This is a genomic window from Sediminimonas qiaohouensis DSM 21189 (assembly GCF_000423645.1).
Taxonomy (GTDB): domain Bacteria; phylum Pseudomonadota; class Alphaproteobacteria; order Rhodobacterales; family Rhodobacteraceae; genus Sediminimonas; species Sediminimonas qiaohouensis.
Map to the genome: position 1 here is coordinate 101,899 of NZ_AUIJ01000009.1, position 18,977 is coordinate 120,875.

General features: G+C 65.1%; 16 protein-coding genes and 1 tRNA gene. 6 read left to right on the plus strand and 11 right to left on the minus strand.

Annotated features, from left to right (window positions below; translation table 11 throughout):
- Positions 1 to 53: 53 nt before the first annotated feature.
- The 5 genes from G568_RS0109590 to G568_RS0109610 are packed head-to-tail and all read right to left on the minus strand — an operon-like array spanning position 54 to position 4,108.
- On the minus strand, positions 54 to 1,226 hold the full coding sequence (locus tag G568_RS0109590) for a molybdopterin molybdotransferase MoeA (RefSeq protein WP_026757822.1): 1,173 nt from the start codon (positions 1,224 to 1,226) through the stop codon (positions 54 to 56).
- Positions 1,223 to 1,699: a cyclic pyranopterin monophosphate synthase MoaC gene (moaC, locus tag G568_RS0109595; protein WP_026757823.1), complete on the minus strand. Its 477-nt coding sequence runs from the start codon at positions 1,697 to 1,699 to the stop codon at positions 1,223 to 1,225. Before moaC ends, G568_RS0109590 begins: the two co-directional genes overlap by 4 nt.
- Complete coding sequence (gene trpC, locus G568_RS0109600) at positions 1,699 to 2,511, minus strand: indole-3-glycerol phosphate synthase TrpC (RefSeq protein ID WP_026757824.1); 813 nt, start codon at positions 2,509 to 2,511, stop codon at positions 1,699 to 1,701. The genes moaC and trpC overlap by 1 nt, the downstream gene beginning before the upstream one ends.
- A complete protein-coding gene (trpD, locus tag G568_RS0109605; RefSeq protein WP_026757825.1) occupies positions 2,508 to 3,530 on the minus strand; it encodes an anthranilate phosphoribosyltransferase in 1,023 nt (340 codons plus the stop codon). The genes trpC and trpD overlap by 4 nt, the downstream gene beginning before the upstream one ends.
- Positions 3,527 to 4,108, minus strand: coding sequence for an anthranilate synthase component II (locus tag G568_RS0109610; protein ID WP_026757826.1), 582 nt, complete (start codon positions 4,106 to 4,108; stop codon positions 3,527 to 3,529). Before G568_RS0109610 ends, trpD begins: the two co-directional genes overlap by 4 nt.
- Before the next feature lie 154 nt (positions 4,109 to 4,262).
- Between G568_RS0109610 and G568_RS0109615 the strand changes: the two genes are divergently transcribed.
- Entirely contained in the window at positions 4,263 to 5,786 is a 1,524-nt protein-coding gene (locus G568_RS0109615) for a divergent polysaccharide deacteylase family protein (protein WP_157084361.1), read from the plus strand.
- Between the two features lie 12 nt (positions 5,787 to 5,798).
- Here G568_RS0109615 and G568_RS0109620 read toward each other — a convergent pair whose 3' ends face one another.
- The 6 genes from G568_RS0109620 to fabI form a co-directional block, all read right to left on the minus strand.
- The gene (locus tag G568_RS0109620) at positions 5,799 to 6,353 is read right to left on the minus strand and encodes a pseudouridine synthase (RefSeq protein ID WP_026757828.1); all 555 of its coding nucleotides are present in this window, start codon (positions 6,351 to 6,353) and stop codon (positions 5,799 to 5,801) included.
- Positions 6,354 to 6,455: 102 nt separating this feature from the next.
- The gene (gene trpE, locus G568_RS0109625) at positions 6,456 to 7,967 is read right to left on the minus strand and encodes an anthranilate synthase component I (protein ID WP_026757829.1); all 1,512 of its coding nucleotides are present in this window, start codon (positions 7,965 to 7,967) and stop codon (positions 6,456 to 6,458) included.
- Positions 7,968 to 7,979: 12 nt separating this feature from the next.
- On the minus strand, positions 7,980 to 9,827 hold the full coding sequence (locus G568_RS0109630; RefSeq protein ID WP_026757830.1) for a peptidyl-prolyl cis-trans isomerase: 1,848 nt from the start codon (positions 9,825 to 9,827) through the stop codon (positions 7,980 to 7,982).
- 47 nt (positions 9,828 to 9,874) lie between these two features.
- The gene (locus G568_RS0109635; protein ID WP_026757831.1) at positions 9,875 to 11,086 is read right to left on the minus strand and encodes an aminotransferase; all 1,212 of its coding nucleotides are present in this window, start codon (positions 11,084 to 11,086) and stop codon (positions 9,875 to 9,877) included.
- Positions 11,087 to 11,109: 23 nt separating this feature from the next.
- On the minus strand, positions 11,110 to 11,616 hold the full coding sequence (gene gpt, locus G568_RS0109640; protein WP_026757832.1) for a xanthine phosphoribosyltransferase: 507 nt from the start codon (positions 11,614 to 11,616) through the stop codon (positions 11,110 to 11,112).
- Between the two features lie 71 nt (positions 11,617 to 11,687).
- Complete coding sequence (fabI, locus tag G568_RS0109645) at positions 11,688 to 12,497, minus strand: enoyl-ACP reductase FabI (RefSeq protein ID WP_026757833.1); 810 nt, start codon at positions 12,495 to 12,497, stop codon at positions 11,688 to 11,690.
- Positions 12,498 to 12,622: 125 nt separating this feature from the next.
- On the opposite strand from fabI, the gene pdxH reads away from it, so the two are divergent.
- The 5 genes from pdxH to G568_RS0109670 all read left to right on the plus strand — a co-directional run bounded on the left by pdxH (position 12,623) and on the right by G568_RS0109670 (position 18,836).
- A complete protein-coding gene (gene pdxH, locus G568_RS0109650) occupies positions 12,623 to 13,228 on the plus strand; it encodes a pyridoxamine 5'-phosphate oxidase (RefSeq protein WP_026757834.1) in 606 nt (201 codons plus the stop codon).
- Positions 13,229 to 13,351: 123 nt separating this feature from the next.
- Entirely contained in the window at positions 13,352 to 13,894 is a 543-nt protein-coding gene (locus tag G568_RS0109655) for a cold-shock protein (RefSeq protein ID WP_026757835.1), read from the plus strand.
- Between the two features lie 20 nt (positions 13,895 to 13,914).
- On the plus strand, positions 13,915 to 14,388 hold the full coding sequence (locus G568_RS0109660) for a DUF192 domain-containing protein (RefSeq protein ID WP_026757836.1): 474 nt from the start codon (positions 13,915 to 13,917) through the stop codon (positions 14,386 to 14,388).
- A 93-nt stretch (positions 14,389 to 14,481) separates the two neighbouring features.
- Positions 14,482 to 14,558: transfer RNA gene (locus G568_RS0109665), tRNA-Pro, on the plus strand.
- 591 nt (positions 14,559 to 15,149) lie between these two features.
- Positions 15,150 to 18,836 (plus strand): vitamin B12-dependent ribonucleotide reductase, encoded by a 3,687-nt coding sequence (locus tag G568_RS0109670; protein ID WP_026757837.1) that lies wholly within the window; start codon positions 15,150 to 15,152, stop codon positions 18,834 to 18,836.
- The last annotated feature ends 141 nt before the right edge of the window (positions 18,837 to 18,977 follow it).

Genomic DNA, 18,977 nt, shown 5'->3' on the forward strand with positions numbered 1-18,977 from the left:
TGCTTTGTTCTACGCATGTTCCCGTTTTGTGTCAACTATTTCGCCGTTTTCGATCAGATCGGGATGTACTCCACTCGCTCGCCGGGCTTGCGGGGGCCGTCGCCTATCGGCCGCGGCAAAAGTGCGTTGGCCTGTGCCAGAACACTAAGCAGGGCGCTGTCCTGGGTCGGGAAGGGGGTGATGCGCCCCTCGCTGACATGGGCGCGCATGAAGTGCTGGCGCGGGCCGTTTTCCGGCACGCTGCCCTCAAGCGTGGCGTGCAGGCGCGCGGGCGCGCGGGGCGGCAGGCCCAGCATGGCGTGAATCACCGGGCGCAGGAACAGAACGCCGCACACGATTGCCGAGACCGGATTGCCCGGCAGGCCCAGCATCGCCGAGCCCTCAAGCCGCCCGGCCATGAGCGGTTTGCCCGGCCGCATGGCGACCTTGTAGAACGAGCGTGCCATGCCAAGATCGGCGGCCACCTTGCCGACAAGATCGTGATCTCCCACCGAGGCGCCGCCGATCGTCACCACCAGGTCCGCGCCGCGCGCCAGGTCAAAGGCGGTGATCAGCGATTCCTCGCTATCGCGCGCGATCGGAAGAAGCCGTGCATGTGCGCCCGCCTCCTCGGCCAGCGCCTTGAGCCCGAAGGTGTTGGATGCGATGATCTGGTCAGGGCCCGGTGCCTCGCCCGGCATGACCAGTTCATCGCCGGTCGAGATCAGGGCGATCTCGGGGCGGCGGGTGACGGGGACGCGCGGCACGTTCATCGCGGCCAGAAGGGCGATGTCGGCCGGGCTTAGGCGGCGGGGGGCGTCCATGACGTGGCCGATGGTGAAATCGGCGCCGGCGGCGCGCACGTGCCTGTTGTCGCCAGGGGTGCCGGTGATCGTCATGGCGGCGCCCTCGCGGGTGCAATCCTCTTGTATTACAACGCGGTCCGCGCCTTCGGGCATCGGGGCGCCGGTGAAGATGCGTACGGCTTGGCCCGGGGATATCGAGCCGTCGAACCGCGCGCCAGCGGCGGAGTCGCCGACCACGTCAAAGCGCGCGCCGGGGGCCAGATCGGCGGCGCGGATCGCGTAGCCGTCCATCGCGGAGGCGGCGAAGGGGGGCTGATCGCGGCGGGCGGTTTGCTGGCGGGCAAGGACCCGGCCCGCCGCGTCGCCCAAGGGCACCTCTTCGACATCGAGCGGCCCGACCAGGGCAAAGAGATGCTCCAACGCTTCATCTACGGTGATCATTCCGCCTCGTACCTTCCTGATTTGCCACCATCTTTCAGGGTCACGCGGATGCCGCCGATTTCCATCGCGCGGTCCACCGCCTTGGCCATGTCATAGACCGTCAGCGCGGCGGTGTTGACGGCGGTCAGGGCCTCCATCTCGACGCCGGTTTGCCCCGATGTCTTGACCGTGGCCGAGATGCGGATGCCCGGCAGGCTATCGTCCGGGGTCAGGTCCACCGCGACGCGCGTGATCGGCAGGGGATGGCAAAGTGGGATCAGGTCGGAGGTGCGTTTCGCGCCCATGATCCCGGCCAGCCTCGCAACGCCTAGTACATCGCCCTTGTCGGCGCGGCCTTCTTGAATGATATCAAGGGTTTCTTGCGCCATCTTAATCCACCCTTCGGCGGTGGCGACGCGGGCGGTCACGGGCTTGCCCGAGACATCGACCATGTGCGCCTGACCGGTTTCGTCGAAATGGGTCAGCCCGGCCATCACATGCCCCCGGGCGTCAGGGGATTGCTAAGCAAACTGCGGGTGGCGTGGGTGACGTCCTCTTGCCGCATCAGGCTTTCGCCGATCAGGAAGGAGCGCACGCCATAGCGGGCCATATCGGCCAGGTCCTCAGGGGTAGAGAGGCCGGATTCGGCTATGATCATTCGATCTGTCGGAACCTGCCGCGACAAATGGCGGGTGGTGTCGAGCGACGTCTCGAAGGTATTGAGATCGCGGTTGTTGATGCCGATCATGCGCGAAGATAGCTCGGCCGCGCGCTCCAGCTCTTCGGCGTTGTGCACCTCGACCAGGGCGTCCATGCCCCATTTGGTGGCCGCGTCTTCCAGCTCGCGCGCCTGGGCGTCGCTGACGCTGGCCATGATGATCAGGATGCAGTCGGCGCCAAGCGCGCGGGCCTCGGCCACCTGATAGGGATCATACATGAAATCCTTGCGCAGCACCGGCAGATCGCAGGCGGCGCGCGCCTTGGTAAGATAGCTCTTGTCGCCCTGGAAGCTGGGCGTATCCGTCAGCACGCTAAGACACGCGGCGCCGCCCGAGGCATAGGCCTGCGCCAGCGCTTCGGGATCGAAATCCTCGCGGATCAAACCCTTGGAGGGGCTTGCCTTCTTGATCTCGGCAATCAGGCCATAGCCCTTCAGGGCCGCCTTGTGCAAGGCCTCGGCAAACGGGCGGACGGGGGATGCGGCGCGGGCCTCCGCCTCGACCGTTTCAAGCGGTTTGGCGGATTTGTCGGCGGCGATTTCATCAAGCTTGTAGGCCTTGATGCGGTCCAGAATGGTGTCGCTCATGTCCCCTCCTTGGTGACGATGGCCAGGATGTCCAGCCTGCGGCGCGCTTCGCCGCTGTCGATGCTGGCGCGGGCTTGCTCGACCCCCTGGTGCAGATCGCCCGCTTGTCCGGCCACCACCAGCGCCGCCGCCGAATTGAGCAGCACCGCGTCGCGATAAGCGCCCGGCGCCCCCGACAGCAGATCGCGCAGGGCGCGCGCGTTTTCCTTGGGCGTGCCGCCAAGGATATCATCGAACGGGTGAACCGGCAGGCCGAAATCCTCGGGGTGCAGTTCGACCTCGCGGATGCTGCCGTCTTCTTCGAGGGCGGCGACCCATGTCACGCCGGTGATGGTCATTTCATCGGTGCCATCGCTGCCATGGACCAGCCACGCCCGCGTGCTGCCGAGCTGGCCAAGGGTTTCGGCCATCGGCCGGATCAGCGCGCGGCTATAGGTGCCGGTCAACTGTCGCTTGACGCCGGCCGGGTTGGACAGCGGGCCAAGGATGTTGAAGATCGTGCGCGTGCCCAACTCCGCACGGCTGGGCCCGACATGGGCCATCGCAGGGTGGTGCATGGGGGCCATCATAAAAGCGATACCGGCCTTTTCCAACGCTTTTTCAACAACTTCCGGGCCGATCATCACGTTAACGCCCATTTCAGTCAGCGCATCCGCCGCCCCCGACTTGGAGCTGAGGTTGCGGTTGCCGTGCTTGGCCACCGGAACGCCCGCGCCCGCCACCACCAGCGCGGCAGCGGTCGAGATGTTGAGCGTCCCCTTGCCGTCGCCGCCGGTGCCGACGATGTCCATCGCCCCCTCGGGCGCGGTGACCTTGTTGCACTTGGCGCGCATCACTGCGGCGGCAGCGGCGTATTCATCGACCGTTTCGCCGCGCGTGCGCAGTGCCATCAGTAGCCCGCCAATCTGCGCGGGGGTGGCTTCGCCCTCGAATAGGATGGTGAAGGCGGCCTCGGCCTCGGCGCGGCTCAGGGGGCGGTCGGCGGCGGCGCCGATCAGGGGCTTCAGCGCGTCGCTCATGCCGGCACCTTCATCATTTCAAGGAAATTGCGCAACAACTGGTGGCCATGCTCAGACGCGATGGATTCGGGGTGGAACTGTACCCCCTGGATCGGCAACTCGCGGTGTTGCAGGCCCATGATCGTGCCATCCTCCAGGTCCGCGGTGATCTCAAGGCACTCCGGCAGGCTGTCGCGCTCCACGATCAGGGAATGATAGCGCGTCGCGGCGAAGGGCGAGGGCAGGCCGCCAAACACACCTTGGCCGTGGTGGCGGATCTGGCCCATCTTGCCATGTACGATCTCGTGCGCGCGAACCACCTTGCCGCCGAACGCCTGGCCGATCGTCTGATGGCCAAGGCACACCCCGAGGAGCGGGATCTGCGCCTCGGCCGCGGCGCGGGTCAGCTCAAGGCAGATACCGGCCTGATCGGGGTCGCACGGGCCGGGCGACAGCAATATCCCCGCCGGGCGCATGGCCATGGCCTGCGCCACATCCAATGCGTCGTTGCGGCGCACCGTCACATCGGCGCCAAGCTCGCCCACATAGTGCACGAGATTATAGGTGAAGCTGTCGTAGTTATCGATCAGAAGCAGCATCAGGCCAATCTTTTGTGGTTGCGTGTTGATTTCCGGGGCTGGAGGCCCGCATCATGGTCGCGTTATACTTGTTCAGGCTTGCGCTTGAGCGTCAAGAGGGGCACCCCGTGAATTCAGGCGGCAGGGGCAGAAACAAAACCCGGGAGGCAAGGCAGTGGCACGCGGAGTGATAAGCGGTGTGATCTGGGGCGGTATCGTCTCGGGGCTGGTGGCGGCGAGCGTATCGCTGATCAACGGGCCGGTCAGTTTTCCGCGGCCGGAGGCGACATCGCTTGAGGTGCCGCCGGGCTCGGAGTTCGATCGCGCGGGCGAGGATCGCATGGCGGACCTGCCTGAAGGCGACAGTGCCCCGTCGCCCGCACTGGACGCGCCGCGCGCGGCGGCGCCGATGCCGGATGATCTGAGCCCGCAGGCGGGGGCAGACACCGATCCCGGAGCCGCGCCGGATGCGGCGCAGGACGACCCAACAATGGCCGCGCCGGCGCCGCAGGGCGCGGCGGATGCGCCCGCGATGGCATCGGATGGCGATGCGCCCGTGGGCCGGGGCGACCACGCCGCGCCGCGGCCAAGCGCCCCAGACACCGCGGTGGACGAGGGGCCGACGCCAGATGTGACGGCAGCCCTGCCTGCCGAGGAGCGTGAAACCGACGGCGACGCGGGTGTGGAGCAGGGCGCTTTCCCATCCGACAGCGACGCCGCCGCGCAAACGCCCGAGCCGCTGATCCCGCCCCAGGCGGAGGCCGAGCAGGGCACTACCGTGCCCGGCGTCGAGGCCCCGGGCGTAGCCGGGAACAGCGGTCAGCGCGACGCCGCCCTGCCGGACGATCCCGAAGCGGATGCCGCCACACAGCCCGGTGCGCAGGTGGACAGCGACAAGCCGGGCGTCGGCACCCCGGCCACGCGCCTGACCGACCGGGACGAGGCAAGCCGCCTGCCGACGGTTGGCGACGCCGATGAGGCAGAGGGCGCAGAGGGAACAGACGGCTCTGGCCCGCCGCCGGCGATCACGCAATACGCCGCCGATTTCGAGGCGCCCGAGGGCGTTCCGCTGATGTCGATCATCCTGATCGACGGGGGCGACAGCCCGATCGGGCTGGAGGCGCTATCGGCGTTTCCATACCCCCTCAGCTTTGCCGTTGACGCCAGCCGCCCCGACGCGGCCGAGGCAATGGCCCGCTACCGCGCGGCGGGCTTCGAGGTGATCGCGCGCATCGGCCTGCCCGAAGGGGCGACGCCCGCCGATACCGAGGTCGCGATGGCCAGCTATCTGCGCGCCATGCCCGAGGTCGTAGCGGTGATGGAAAAGACACCCGGCAGCCTGCAACTCAGCCGCCCCGTGGCCGAGCAGATCGGCGAAATTCTTGCCGAAAGCGGTCACGGCTTGATCCTGTTTCCCAAGGGACTGGACACGGCGCGCAAGCTGGCGGGGAAGGCGGGCGTTCCGGCGGCGACGGTGTTTCGCGATTTCGATGCCGAGGGCGAGGGCGCGGCGACGATCCGCCGATTTCTGGACCGCGCGGCATTTCGCGCCCGCCAGCAGGACGAGGGCGTCGTGATGGTCGGGCGACTGCGGCCCGACACGATCTCGGCGTTGCTGCTGTGGGGGTTGCAGGATCAGTCGGGCACCGTCGCCCCGGCGCCGGTTTCGGCGCTGTTGCGGGCTGAACAGGCGCAGTAAGGGCGGGGGCGCTCAGACCTCGATTTCGCGCCACTCGCCGGGCGCCAGATTACCGAGGGACCACGCGCCGATCGATAGCCGGACAAGGCGCAACGTGGGGTGGCCGACATGGGCCGTCATCCGCCGCACCTGCCGATTGCGCCCCTCGCGCAGGACAAGTCGCAGCCAGGCATCCGGCACGCTTTTGCGGTAGCGTACCGGCGGCGTGCGCGGCCAGAGCCAATCGGGCGCGGGGATGCGGGTAACCTCGGCGGGGCGGGTCATGCCGTCCTTGAGGCGCACGCCCTGCGCCAGCGCCGCGAGGGCGGCGTCATCGGGGATGCGTTCGACCTGGGCCAGGTAGGTCTTGGCCATCTTGTGGCGGGGATCGGCGATGCGGGCCTGTAGCATACCGTCATCCGTCAGCAACAGCAGCCCCTCGCTATCGCGGTCAAGCCGGCCGGCGGGATAGACGCCGGGGATGTCGATATGGTCCGAGAGGGTGGCGCGGGCGCTGCCGGTGGTGCCTCGATCGGTGAATTGCGACAGCACGCCCATGGGTTTGTTGAACAGGATCAAGCGGGGCATGGGGCCTCTTCTGGGCTATCGGCGCGGGGTAGGGGGCGCTGCCCCCCGTCGGCGGTGCCTCCTCCCCCCGGAGTATTGGGGGCAAGATGAAGGATGCAGCCCCTAGCCGTTGCCGCCATCGGTGAACCGGGCCGCGTCGGCGGCGGCGCGGCGGATCGCGCCGGATTTGTGAACGGTTTCCTGGAACTCGGCCTCGGGGTCGCTGTCGTGGACGACGCCGCCGCCGGATTGGATATACAAGAGCCCATCCTTGACCAGCGCGGTGCGCAGGGCGATGCACATGTCCATGTCGCCGCCGGCGCTGAAATACCCCACGCCGCCGCCGTAGGGGCCGCGCTTTTCTGGCTCCAGCTCGTCTATGATCTCCATCGCGCGGACCTTGGGGGCGCCGCTGACGGTGCCGGCGGGCATGCCCGCGAAAAAGGCGCTGAGCGCGTCCTGGTCCTCGGCCAGTTCGCCCACGACGTTCGAGACGATATGCATCACGTGGCTGTACCGTTCGATGGTGAACTGCTCGGTCGGGCGGACGGTGCCGATGCGCGAGACCTTGCCGGTGTCGTTGCGGCCCAGGTCCAGCAGCATCAGATGCTCGGCGCGTTCCTTGGGATCGGCCAGCAGCTCGGCCTCGAGCGCCTTGTCCTCATCGGGGGTGGCGCCGCGCGGGCGGGTGCCGGCGATCGGGCGGATCGTGACCTCGCGGCCGAATACGCGCACCAGGATTTCCGGGCTGGCGCCAACCAGTTGGAAGCCGCCGAAGTTGAAGAAGAACATGAACGGCGAGGGGTTGGTGCGCCTCAAGCTACGATAAAGCGCGAACGGCGGCAGCGTGAACGGCTGATGCCAGCGCTGCGACGGGACCACCTGGAAGATGTCGCCGGCGCGGATGTATTCCTTGGCCTTCTCGACGGCGGCCAGGTAATCGGGCTTGGCGAAGTTCGACACCGGCGCGGCGGCATCCTGCGCCTCGCCCATCTCGCGGGTGGCCTGTGGCAGGGCGCGGTCGAGGTCGCGCAGCGCGTCCATCACGCGCTCGGCCGCCTGGGCGTAGGCGGCGCGCGCGGATTGTCCGGCGCTGACCCAGGCGGGGGCGACGATGGTCACGTCGCCCTTGACCCCGTCAAGCACCGCCACCACCGAGGGGCGCATCATCGTGGCGTCCGGCAGGCCCAGCGGATCGGGGTTGATATCGGGCAGATGTTCGACCAACCGGATCATGTCGTAGCCAAGGTAGCCAAACAGCCCCGCGCTGGCGGCGGGCAGGTCATCGGGCAGATCGATGCGGCTTTCGGCGATCAGGTTGCGCAGCGCGGTCAGCGGCGCGTCCGACTGCGCCTCCCATGCGTCGGGATCGAAGCGGGCCATGCGGTTGATGCGGCTGGTGGTGCCGTGGCATTGCCAGATCAGATCGGGCTTAAGGCCGATAATGGAATAGCGCCCGCGCACTTCGCCGCCGGTGACGGATTCCAGCATGAAGGAATCGCGTGCCGCGCCCGCCAGCTTGAGCATCAGCGAAACCGGGGTATCCAGGTCCGCCGCGAGACGGGCATAGACGATCTGGTTTTGGCCGGCCTCATAGGCGCGGGCGAAGTCGCTGAAGGATGGGGTCAGGTCCACGCCGTGCTCCTGCTATTGGAAGTTGTTGTGCACGGCATTGATGGCTTCTTGGTTGAGCGTCAGGCCAGCCCGCGCGCGGATCGCGTCGGCGAAGGCGGCATAGAGGTCCTGCGCCAACGCATCACCGGCCTGTTGATTGAGCCGCGCGCGCATTTGCTTGACCTGCTGCGACGTCTCATCGGGGCCGCGCACCGCGTCAAGGCGCACGATGGCGACACGGTCTTGGCCGGTGACAAGGCGCGCCTTGCCGGTCTGCATTTCGAAGACGGTGCTGACCATGTCCTCGGGGGTGTTCTGAATGAACCGGTTGCGGGTGATGCCGGTTTCCTCGACCAGGGTCACGCCCAGCTCGGCCGCGCCCGCCCCGCTTGCCAGATCGGGCAACAACGCCTCGGCCTGCGCCTTGAGGCGGGCGATGGATTCGCGGTTGCGCCAGCCTTCGGCGGCGGCGTCGCGGACGGTGTCGAACGGCTGTACCGAAGCGGGCAGGTTTTCGTCGAGGCGCAGGGCGAATATGCCGCCATCGTCGAGCATCTTGACCTCCGGGTAATCCTCGGCCGTGATCTCGGCGGCGGCCTCGTCGAACGCGGCGTAGGCGGCGATGCCGCTATCGACGGTTTCGTTCCAGACGATCTCGCCAACTTCCATGCCAGTCTCGGAACGTAGCTCTTCAAGGGTGGCGCCGCCCGCGAGGAGGTTATCCACCTCTTCCATGCGGGTTTCGATCATGCGGCGGGCGCGATCGGCGGCCAGCGCTTCGCGCAGCTCGGGGCGGGCGTCCTCGAACGAGGTCTCCTGTGCCTCCAGCACGCCGTTGATGCGGAACAGGGCAGGGCCCAAATTGGTTTGCGCGGGGCCGACGACGCTGCCCGCCTCGCCGTTGAACACCGCCTCGGCCGCGTCGCCGAGATCGCCGCGCGTCACGTCGCCAAGATCGATATCGGACAGGGAAATGCCGCGCTCATCGACAATGGATTCGAAGGTGGATTCGCCCGCCTTTATCGCGTCCAGCGCGGCGCGGGCCGCCTCCGTGTCGGGGAAGGCCAAACGCTCAACCAGCCGCCTTTCGGGGCGGATATAGGTGTCTTCGCGGGCCTTGTATTCGCGGCGCAGGTCCTCTTCGGGCAGCTCGACGCTGTCGATCAGCATCTCGGGCGTCAGCAGCGCGTAGGTAATCCGCTTGGAGGGGGGCGTCGTGAATTGGTCCTCGTTCGCCTCGTAATAGCTGCGCAATTGCTCGGTGCTGGGGGTCGGCAGGGGCGCGTCAAGATCGGCGGCCTCAAGCGTGGCCCAGACAAAATCGCGTCGTTCGGCGGCAAAGCCGATGATGGTATCGGCATAGGTGTCGGGCAGGCTCGCGCCCTGCATGACCGCGCTTTGCAGCAGGGTTCGCGCGGTTTCCAGCCGCAGATCGCGCTCGAAATCGGTCTCGGTCAGGCCCGCCTGTTCCAGCGCGAATTTATACGCCTCGCGATCAAAGCTGCCATTCGCCCCCTGGAACGCGCCGATATCGACGATCTGTTCGCGCAGGTTGGCATCACCCATCGACAGGCCGATGCGCGTCGTCTCATGATCCAGCGCCGTCGCGGCGATCAGCCGGGCCAGGACCGCCTGATCGATGCCAAACTCGCGCGCCTTTTGAAAGGTCATGCTTTGGCCGGTCTGCGCCTCGAATGCGCGCATTTCCTCTTGCAGGGCGCGGGCGTACTTGTCGATGCTGATCTCCTGCTCGCCCACGGTGCCGATTGAGCGCACCGAGCCCGACAGGTTGGTCACGCCAAAGCCGCCGAGGCCCAGAATCAGCATCCCCATCAGGATCCAGACCAGTGTTTTGGTGATGCTGCCGCCGCCGCTTGCCATGTGGGTGTCCTTTGCGTGGAAATTTCCGGGCCTTCTGGCGCTTGTGTCTACGCGCTGACGGATGGCGGAGCAAGGGGCAGCTCAAGCGCACCGAGGCGTTGGAAAAGCTGCGCAATTCCCGCCGCATCGACATTGGCGAAGGCGATGCGCAATTGCGCCGCGCCATCGGCATCTCCCTGCGGGGTGAACATGGTGCCCGGAAGGGCCAGAACACCCGCCTTGCCGACCAATTCCCGCGCCAGATCATCCGAGCGCATCGCGAAAGGGTGCCGCAGATAGGCGAAATACGCGCCCACGCCCAGTAGCTGCCAACCGGCATCTGCTAGCGGCGGCATGCCCGCCTCGATCGCCGCGCGCCGGGCCAGGATTTCGGCGCGCTCGCCGGACAGCCACTGGCGCAGGCTGCGCATCCCTTCCAGCGCGGCGATCTGGCCAAGCTGGTTGGGGCATATCGTGACGGTATCAAGGAACTTCTCGACCTGCGCCAGCCGTGCGGCGCTGGTGACCATCGCGCCCACGCGGTGCCCGGTCAGGCGGTACGCCTTGGAGAACGAATAAAGCTGGATCAGCGTCTCGTCCCAATCCGGGTCGGTGAACAGATCATGCGGCGCATCCGGGCTGCTGTGAAAATCGCGGTAGGTTTCATCGACGATCAGGGCGATGCCCTGCGCGTGTGCAAGATCGTAAAAGGCACGGATCAGGGCAGGGGGGTACTCAACCCCGCCCGGGTTGTTGGGCGTGACCAGAACGATCGCGCGGGTGCGCGGCGTGATCAGCGCCTTGGCCCGCTCCGGGTCGGGCAAAAGGCTATCGCCGGTGGGCAGCGCGACCACCCCCACGCCGGACATGTCCAGCCACATCTTGTGATTGAAGTACCACGGCGTTGGCACGATCACCTCGTCGCCTTCGCCGCAGAGCGACGCGATGGCCGCGCAAAACGCCTGGTTGCAGCCCGAGGTGATCGCCACGTTGTCGGGCGATACCGGCCCGCCATAGGCCTGCGCCCATTGCGACGCGACCTCTTCGCGCAGGTCCGCACGGCCCAAGACAGGGCCGTATAGATGCGCCTGCGGATCGGTCATCGCGGCCTCGGCGATTGCGCGGCGCAGGGCCTCGGGCGGGGGATCGACGGGCGCGGCCTGGCTTACGTTGATCAAGGGGCGGTCAGGTGGAAACTCCACGCCCTCAAGCCAACGGCGGGCCTCCATCACGGGGGGGCGAAAGGTGGCGTTGGTGCGGGGGGGCGGCGTGTGGGGCATCTCTGGCGTCCTTGGTGGCGCGATCAATCTGTTCCGCGGTAAGGCTCGACATATTGCAGCGCCATGTCCCACGGGAAAAAGATCCAGGTATCCTGGCTGACCTCGGTGATGAAGGTATCGACCTGCTCGCGGCCCTCTGGCTTGGCGTAGACGGTTGCGAAATGGGCCTTGGGGTAAAGCTTCCGCACCAACTCCAGCGTCTTGCCGCTATCGACAAGGTCATCCACCACGAGAACCCCCTCGCCATCGCCCACCAGGGCCGGATCGGGTGATTTCAGAACCATGGCCTCGGCCTGCGTCTGGTGATTGTAGGACTTGATCGAGATGGTGTCGACGGTGCGGATATCCAGTTCTCGCGCGACGATCATCGCCGGGGCCATGCCGCCGCGCGTGATCGCAACCACCACGCGCCAGCCGCCATCCTCTTGCGGGCCCAGTTCCTGCAGCCGCCAGGCCAATGCGCGGCTATCGCGGTGAATCTGGTCCCAACTGATATGGAACCCCTTTTCATGCGGCAGGCGGTCGGTCATGCGCGCCTCTCCCTTTTTTGGTGTCCTGATTGCGCCCGGAATGTGGGGGGCGGCGGCGGGCGCGATTATCGTTACTTCGTGGCGTCGATATCTGGCGCATCGACGGCTTTCATGCCAACGACATGGTAGCCGGCATCGACATGCAGGCATTCGCCGGTCACGCCGCTGCCCAGATCGGACAGAAGATAAAGCGCGGATTTGCCGACATCGTCGATCGTCACGTTGCGACGCAGCGGCGAGTTCAGCTCGTTCCACTTCAGGATATAGCGGAAATCCCCGATGCCGCTTGCGGCCAGCGTCTTGATCGGGCCGGCGCTGATGGCGTTGACGCGGATGCCGTCCTTGCCCAGATCCTCGGCGATGTATTTCACCGATGCCTCAAGCGCGGCCTTGGCGACGCCCATCACGTTGTAATGCGGCATCACCTGCTCGGCCCCGTAATAAGTGAGCGTCAGCATCGAACCGCCGTCCGACATCAACTTTTCCGCCCGTTTCGCCACGGCGGTAAAGGAATAGACGGACACCTCCATCGTCGCGGCAAAGTTCTCGCGGCTGGTATCGACGTAGCGGCCGCGCAGCTCGCTCTTGTCAGAATAGCCGATGGCGTGCACGACGAAATCCAGCTCGCCCCACGCCTTTTCGATATCGGCGAATGTCGCGTCCAGCGAGGCCGGATCGCTCACGTCGCAGTTGAACAGATGCGTTGCGCCGACTTGTTCGGCGAGGGGGGCAACGCGCTTGTAGAAGGCATCGCCGAGATACGTAAAGGCAAGCTCGGCTCCCGCGTCGGCACAGGCGCGCGCGATGCCCCATGCCAGCGACTTATCGTTGGCCAGGCCCATGATAAGCCCACGCTTACCCGCCATGAGTTCGTTTGACATTGCGTTTCCCCCGCCCAGTATTGTCTGTGCAATTCCTTTAGGGGATCGGCACAGATCCATCAAGAGCGGCGTATCGGGCGATTGCGTGCAACATCCCGATTGCCCGAAGCAAAGATAGGGACCCGATGAGCGACCGAACCGGACTTTTCGCGGGCGACGACCCGTTCGATATTGCAAAGCGCTGGCTGTCCGAGGCCGAAGACGCCGAGATCAATGACCCAAACGCCATCGCGCTCAGCACGGTGGACGAGAGCGGCATGCCCAATGCCCGGATGGTTCTGCTCAAGGAGATCGAGGATGACGCCTTTGTTTTCTACACCAATTACGAGAGCGCCAAGGCGCATGAAATCGAAAGCACGGGCAAGGCGGCGTTCGTGATGCATTGGAAATCGCTGCGCCGGCAGATTCGTGTGCGCGGACATGTGAGCCGCGAAGAGGGGCCGAAGGCGGATGAATACTATGCCTCGCGCTCGCTTAAGAGCCGCCTAGGGGCGTGGGCCTCGCAGCAGTCTCGGCCGCTGGACTCGCGGGCGTGGCTGATGGCCAAGGTGGCCCGCGTCACGGCGCAGAAGGGGACGAACCCCGACAGACCATCCTTTTGGGGAGGTTACAGAATCACGCCAATTGAGATCGAATTCTGGGCAGACGGCGCATTTCGCCTTCACGACCGTTTCGTCTGGCGACGTTCCGGCGTCGATTTCCCATGGGAAGTGACACGTCTAAACCCGTGACATTCGCGTGACGTGAAATGCAAACTCCTGCAAATTCAGTAGTTTTTCCTTGCAAATTGCAGTGCAGATGCCGCATGACATTTGCACTCACGGAGCAGGCGACGAACTGGTGGAACTGGTATTTTGACAGATAACGAGAATGAAAAACGCAGGATCTATGGACAGGTAAAATGGTTCGACCCCGGCAAAGGATTTGGTTTTGTCATCGCTGACGACGGTGGTCCGGACATTCTTTTGCATGCGAATGTCTTGCGCAACTTCGGGCAAAGCTCAATCGCGGACGGTGCCGGAATAGAGATCGACGTGCAGGAAACGGTGCGCGGAATTCAGGCGGTGGATGTGCTGGCGATCGATCCGCCGCAGGCGCATGGCGATATGGCGCCGCTCACCGACTTCGAGGATATCGACCCCGAGGTGATCCGCTCGGCCCCTCTGAGACCGGCACGGGTGAAGTGGTTTGACAAGGTCAAGGGCTTCGGCTTTTGTAACGCGTTCGGGCTGGGCGAAGATGTGTTCATACATATCGAGGTGCTGCGCCGCTCGGGACTGGCCGATCTGCAGCCCGGCGAGGCCATTGGTATCCGTACCATCGAGGGCAAGCGCGGGCGCATGGCAACAGAGGTGTGCGCATGGGAAATGGCGCTACGATTGGAAGCCGAAGCGTAACCGCACGATCCGCGGTTGCTGTGTTGTGTCTGCGGGCGGCGCTGGCCGCCGTTCCGGGCCTCCTCCCGGCGGCCCTTCTGGCCGCGCCGGAGTGTCAGGCGGACCGCGTCTGGTTGCGCGGCGCGTGGGGGAGCGCCTATTTCACGGTCGAGGTGGCCGACACCCCGCAGGGCCGGAGCCGCGGCCTGATGCATCGCGAGGCGCTACCGCGGCGCGCGGGCATGCTGTTCATCTACGACCAGGCGCAGCCGGTTTCCTTCTGGATGAAGAACACGCTTATTCCCCTCGACATGATCTTTGCCGATGCGACCGGCACCGTGCGCCGCGTGCATCACATGGCCCGCCCGCATGACGAGACGGCAATCCCCGGGGGCGGTCCCGTCAAGGCGGTGCTTGAAATCAACGGCGGGCTGGCGCGCGACATGGGTATCGGGCCGGGCACGCAACTGCGCCACCCCGCGTTTGCGACTGCCGTCGCGGCTTGGCCCTGCTAGCGAACCCGCGATGAGAATTTCGAGATTTTCGCGGATCAGGGCACGCAATACCCTTTTCAAACCCGCGCGGGCGGTTTAGACCCATCCCCGGTTCGGGGCGTGGCGCAGTCTGGTAGCGCACCTGTTTTGGGTACAGGGGGTCGTGAGTTCGAATCTCGCCGCCCCGACCATTTCCTTCCACCAAATGCTGTCCCGACTCGCCCGTGCGTGATGGGGACGAGATTCGGTGCCACATGATCAGACCGGCACCACATTTCGTTGCAATTTTACCAAACCTTCGCATGACGCCTACATTGTGGCGTTAGCATCCTGCTTTTCCGCACTGCGAACAAGCACTACCGTCATGGTTGCAGTGATCGCTTAGCTTCTGTGGCTAACTCCCATGGTTGCAAAGGCTTTCAGCGCCGGCTGCCCGTTAACCTCTTGTCTGCGGGAAACAGGCCCGCGCGCGGAATGAATCACCTCTGGTCGCGCGGAAATCAGTCAACTGAAAATTGGTGTGGAATTGGTGAAAAAATCCATTGCTAGATCGGCGGCTTTGAGCCAGATTATGTAGACCGGCAAAATTCACTACTACATATAGTAGTCATGAGCCGGCTCGGACAAAAACAAACCACGACACCGGCCGGTAAACGTCGGGCGCGTGCACCTTGCAAGCAGGGCAGCACCGAGGAGGGTTTGTCCCTATTGTCCGATCACGGGACAGGCGGCCGGTGTGGGCCGCGGTATATGGCAGAGCTGATCAGAACGGGGCAGTGACAATGAAAATCGAGAGACAATTCACAACGGCAGGGCAGGACGTTTACGAAGGGCTGGATTTCGTCACCACCGCGTCGGAGATTCGTAACCCCGATGGATCGATCGTTTTCCGCCTCGACGACGTCGAGGTTCCCGGCGGCTGGAGCCAGGTGGCGTCGGACGTTCTGGCGCAGAAGTATTTCCGCAAAGCCGGTGTGCCCGCCCGCCTCAAGCGCGTGCGGGAAAAGGGCGTGCCCGAGTTCCTGTGGCGCTCGGTCGCCGATGAAAAGGCGCTGGAGGACCTGCCCAAGGCCGAGCGCCGCATCGGCGAGACCAGCGCCAAGCAGGTGTTCGACCGCCTGGCCGGGGCATGGGCCTACTGGGGCTGGAAGGGTGGATATTTCACCACCGAGGAAGACGCCCGCGCGTATTATGACGAAATGCGCCACGTTCTTGCCGCGCAGATGGGCGCCCCCAACAGCCCGCAGTGGTTCAACACCGGGTTGCATTGGGCCTATGGCATCGATGGGCCGGGGCAGGGGCACTTCTATGTCGATTACAAGACCGGCAAGCTGACCAAGTCCACCAGCGCCTACGAGCATCCGCAGCCGCATGCCTGCTTCATCCAATCAGTCAAGGACGACCTGGTTAGCGATGGCGGCATCATGGACCTGTGGGTACGCGAGGCGCGCCTGTTCAAGTACGGCTCGGGCACCGGCACCAACTTCAGCAGTCTGCGCGGCGAGGGCGAGGCGCTCTCGGGCGGGGGCAAGTCCAGCGGCCTGATGGGCTTTCTCAAGATCGGCGACCGCGCCGCCGGCTCGATCAAGTCGGGCGGCACCACCCGCCGCGCCGCCAAGATGGTGATCTGCGACGCCGACCACCCCGATATCGAGGAATTCATCAACTGGAAGGTGCGCGAAGAGCAGAAGGTCGCCAGCATCGTCGCCGGATCGAAGATGCACGAGGAAAAGCTGAACGCCATCTTCGGCGCCATCCGCGCATGGGACGGCAGCACCGAGGACGCCGTCGATCCGGCCAGCAACGCGCAGCTCAAAACCGCCATTCGCGGCGCCAAAAAGGCTTGCATCCCTGAAACTTACGTCAAGCGGGTGTTGGATTACGCGCGCCAGGGCTATGCGGGGATCGAGTTCCCCACCTATGACACCGATTGGGATTCCGAGGCCTATGCAAGCGTGTCAGGGCAGAACTCCAACAACTCGATCCGCGTGACCGACGCCTTCCTCAAGGCGGTCGAGGACGACAGCAACTGGGAGTTGATCCGCCGCACCGATGGCAGCGTCGCCAAGACCGTCAAGGCGCGCGATCTGTGGGAGGATATCGGCCACGCCGCATGGGCCTGCGCCGATCCGGGAATTCAGTATCACGACACGGTCAACGCGTGGCACACCTGCCCCGAAGACGGGGCGATCCGCGGCTCGAACCCGTGCTCGGAATACATGTTCCTGGACGATACCGCCTGCAATCTGGCGTCGATGAACCTGCTCAAGTTCTACAAGGACGGAGAGTTCCGCGCCGAGGAATACATGCACGCCACCCGTCTGTGGACCGTGACCCTGGAAATCAGCGTGATGATGGCGCAGTTCCCCTCAAGAGAGATCGCGCAGCGCTCGTTCGACTTCCGCACGCTTGGCCTTGGCTACGCCAATATCGGCGGACTGCTGATGAACATGGGGCTTGGCTATGACAGCGACGAGGGCCGCTCGATGGCGGGCGCGCTGACGGCGATCATGACGGGCGTGTCCTATGCCACAAGCGCCGAAATGGCGGGCGAACTGGGCGCGTTCGATGGATACCAGCGCAACGCCGCGCATATGCTGCGGGTCATCCGCAACCACCGCACCGCCGCCTATGGCGCGACAGAAGGCTATGAGGATCTGGCGGTCAAGCCGGTCGCGCTGGATCATGGCAACTGCCCCGATGCGCGGCTGATTGAGCTTGCCAAGTCAAGCTGGGACGAGGCCCTGCGCCTTGGCGAGGCGCACGGATACCGCAACGCGCAGGTGTCCGTGATTGCCCCCACCGGCACGATCGGGCTGGTGATGGATTGCGACACCACCGGGATTGAACCCGATTTCGCGCTTGTGAAGTTCAAGAAACTGGCCGGCGGCGGCTACTTCAAGATCATCAACCAATCGGTTCCCGCGGCCCTGGAAAAGCTGGGCTATGGCCCTGCCCAGATCGAGGAAATCGTATCCTATGCCGTCGGTCACGGCAGCATCGGCAACGCGCCGGGGATCAACACCACCTCGCTGATCGCCAAGGGCTTCGGCCCGACCGAGCTGGAGAAGATCGAAGCATCGCTGGCCTCGGCCTTTGATATCCGCTTCGTGTTCAACCAGTGGACCCTTGGGGCCGAGTTCTGCACCAACGTGTTGGGCATTCCGGAGGAAAAGCTCACCGATCCGGGCTTTGACCTGCTGCGGCACCTCGGCTTTAGCCGCGCCGATATCGAGGCGGCCAACGATCACGTCTGCGGCACCATGACCCTGGAAGGCGCGCCGCACCTGAGCGAAAAGCACTACCACATCTTCGATTGCGCCAACCCCTGCGGCAAGAAGGGCAAGCGGTTCCTCAGCGTGGATAGCCACATCTACATGATGGCGGCGGCGCAAAGCTTCATCTCGGGGGCGATCTCGAAGACGATCAACATGCCCAACGACGCCACCATCCGCGACTGTCAGCGCGCGTATGAGCTAAGCTGGTCGCTGGGCGTCAAGGCGAACGCGCTCTACCGCGACGGCTCCAAGCTGAGCCAGCCGCTGGCATCGGCGCTGGTCGAGGATGACGACGAGGCGGCAGAGGTCCTGGAAACCGGCAGCCATCAGGAAAAAGCCGCCGTTCTGGCCGAAAAGATCGTCGAAAAGGTGGTCGTGCGCGAAGTGGCGCGCGGACGCGAGAAACTGCCCGAGCGGCGCAAGGGATACACCCAGAAAGCGGTCGTCGGCGGCCACAAGGTGTACCTGCGCACCGGCGAGTACGAGGATGGCCAGCTTGGCGAGATCTTCATCGACATGCACAAGGAAGGCGCCGGCTTCCGCGCGATGATGAACAACTTTGCCATCGCGGTTTCGGTGGGCCTGCAATACGGCGTGCCGCTGGAGGAATTCGTCGATGCCTTCACCTTCACCAAGTTCGAGCCTGCGGGCATGGTGCAGGGCAATGACAGCATCAAGAACGCAACCTCGATCCTCGATTACATCTTCCGCGAACTGGCGGTCAGCTACCTCGATCGCACCGATCTGGCCCATGTAAAGCCCGAGGGCGCGTCGTTCGACGATCTTGGCCGCGGCGAGGAAGAAGGCGTCAGCAATGTCGCTGAGATCAGCGATACGGCGGCGACCCGCTCGCTCGAGGTGCTCAAGCAGATCAGCTCGACCGGCTACCTGCGCAAGCGCTTGCCGCACGAGTTGATGGTGCTCAACGGCGGCCAGAGCGGCGAAACGGCCCTGGCGGGCGAGGGGGTGCAAACGCTTGACCGCACCACCACCACGTCAGAGCTGCGCGCGGTAGCCAGCCAATCGACCACCACGACCTCAACCGTCAGCCCCCGCGTCGACGCACGCACAAAGGCCAAGATGCAAGGCTTTGAGGGCGAGGCCTGCGGCGAGTGCGGCAACTACACGCTGGTGCGCAACGGCACCTGCATGAAATGCAACACCTGCGGAGGTACGAGCGGGTGTAGCTGAACGCAAACCGGACACGGGGCGGGTGCGCTCGCCCCGGGCCGATCAGGCCGCAGGCAGAAACCGAGCGGTCAAACGATGAGCCTGATCAGCAAAACTGGGGGCGCCCGCGGGCGCCCCCCTTTTCTTTGCGCTCAACGCGAT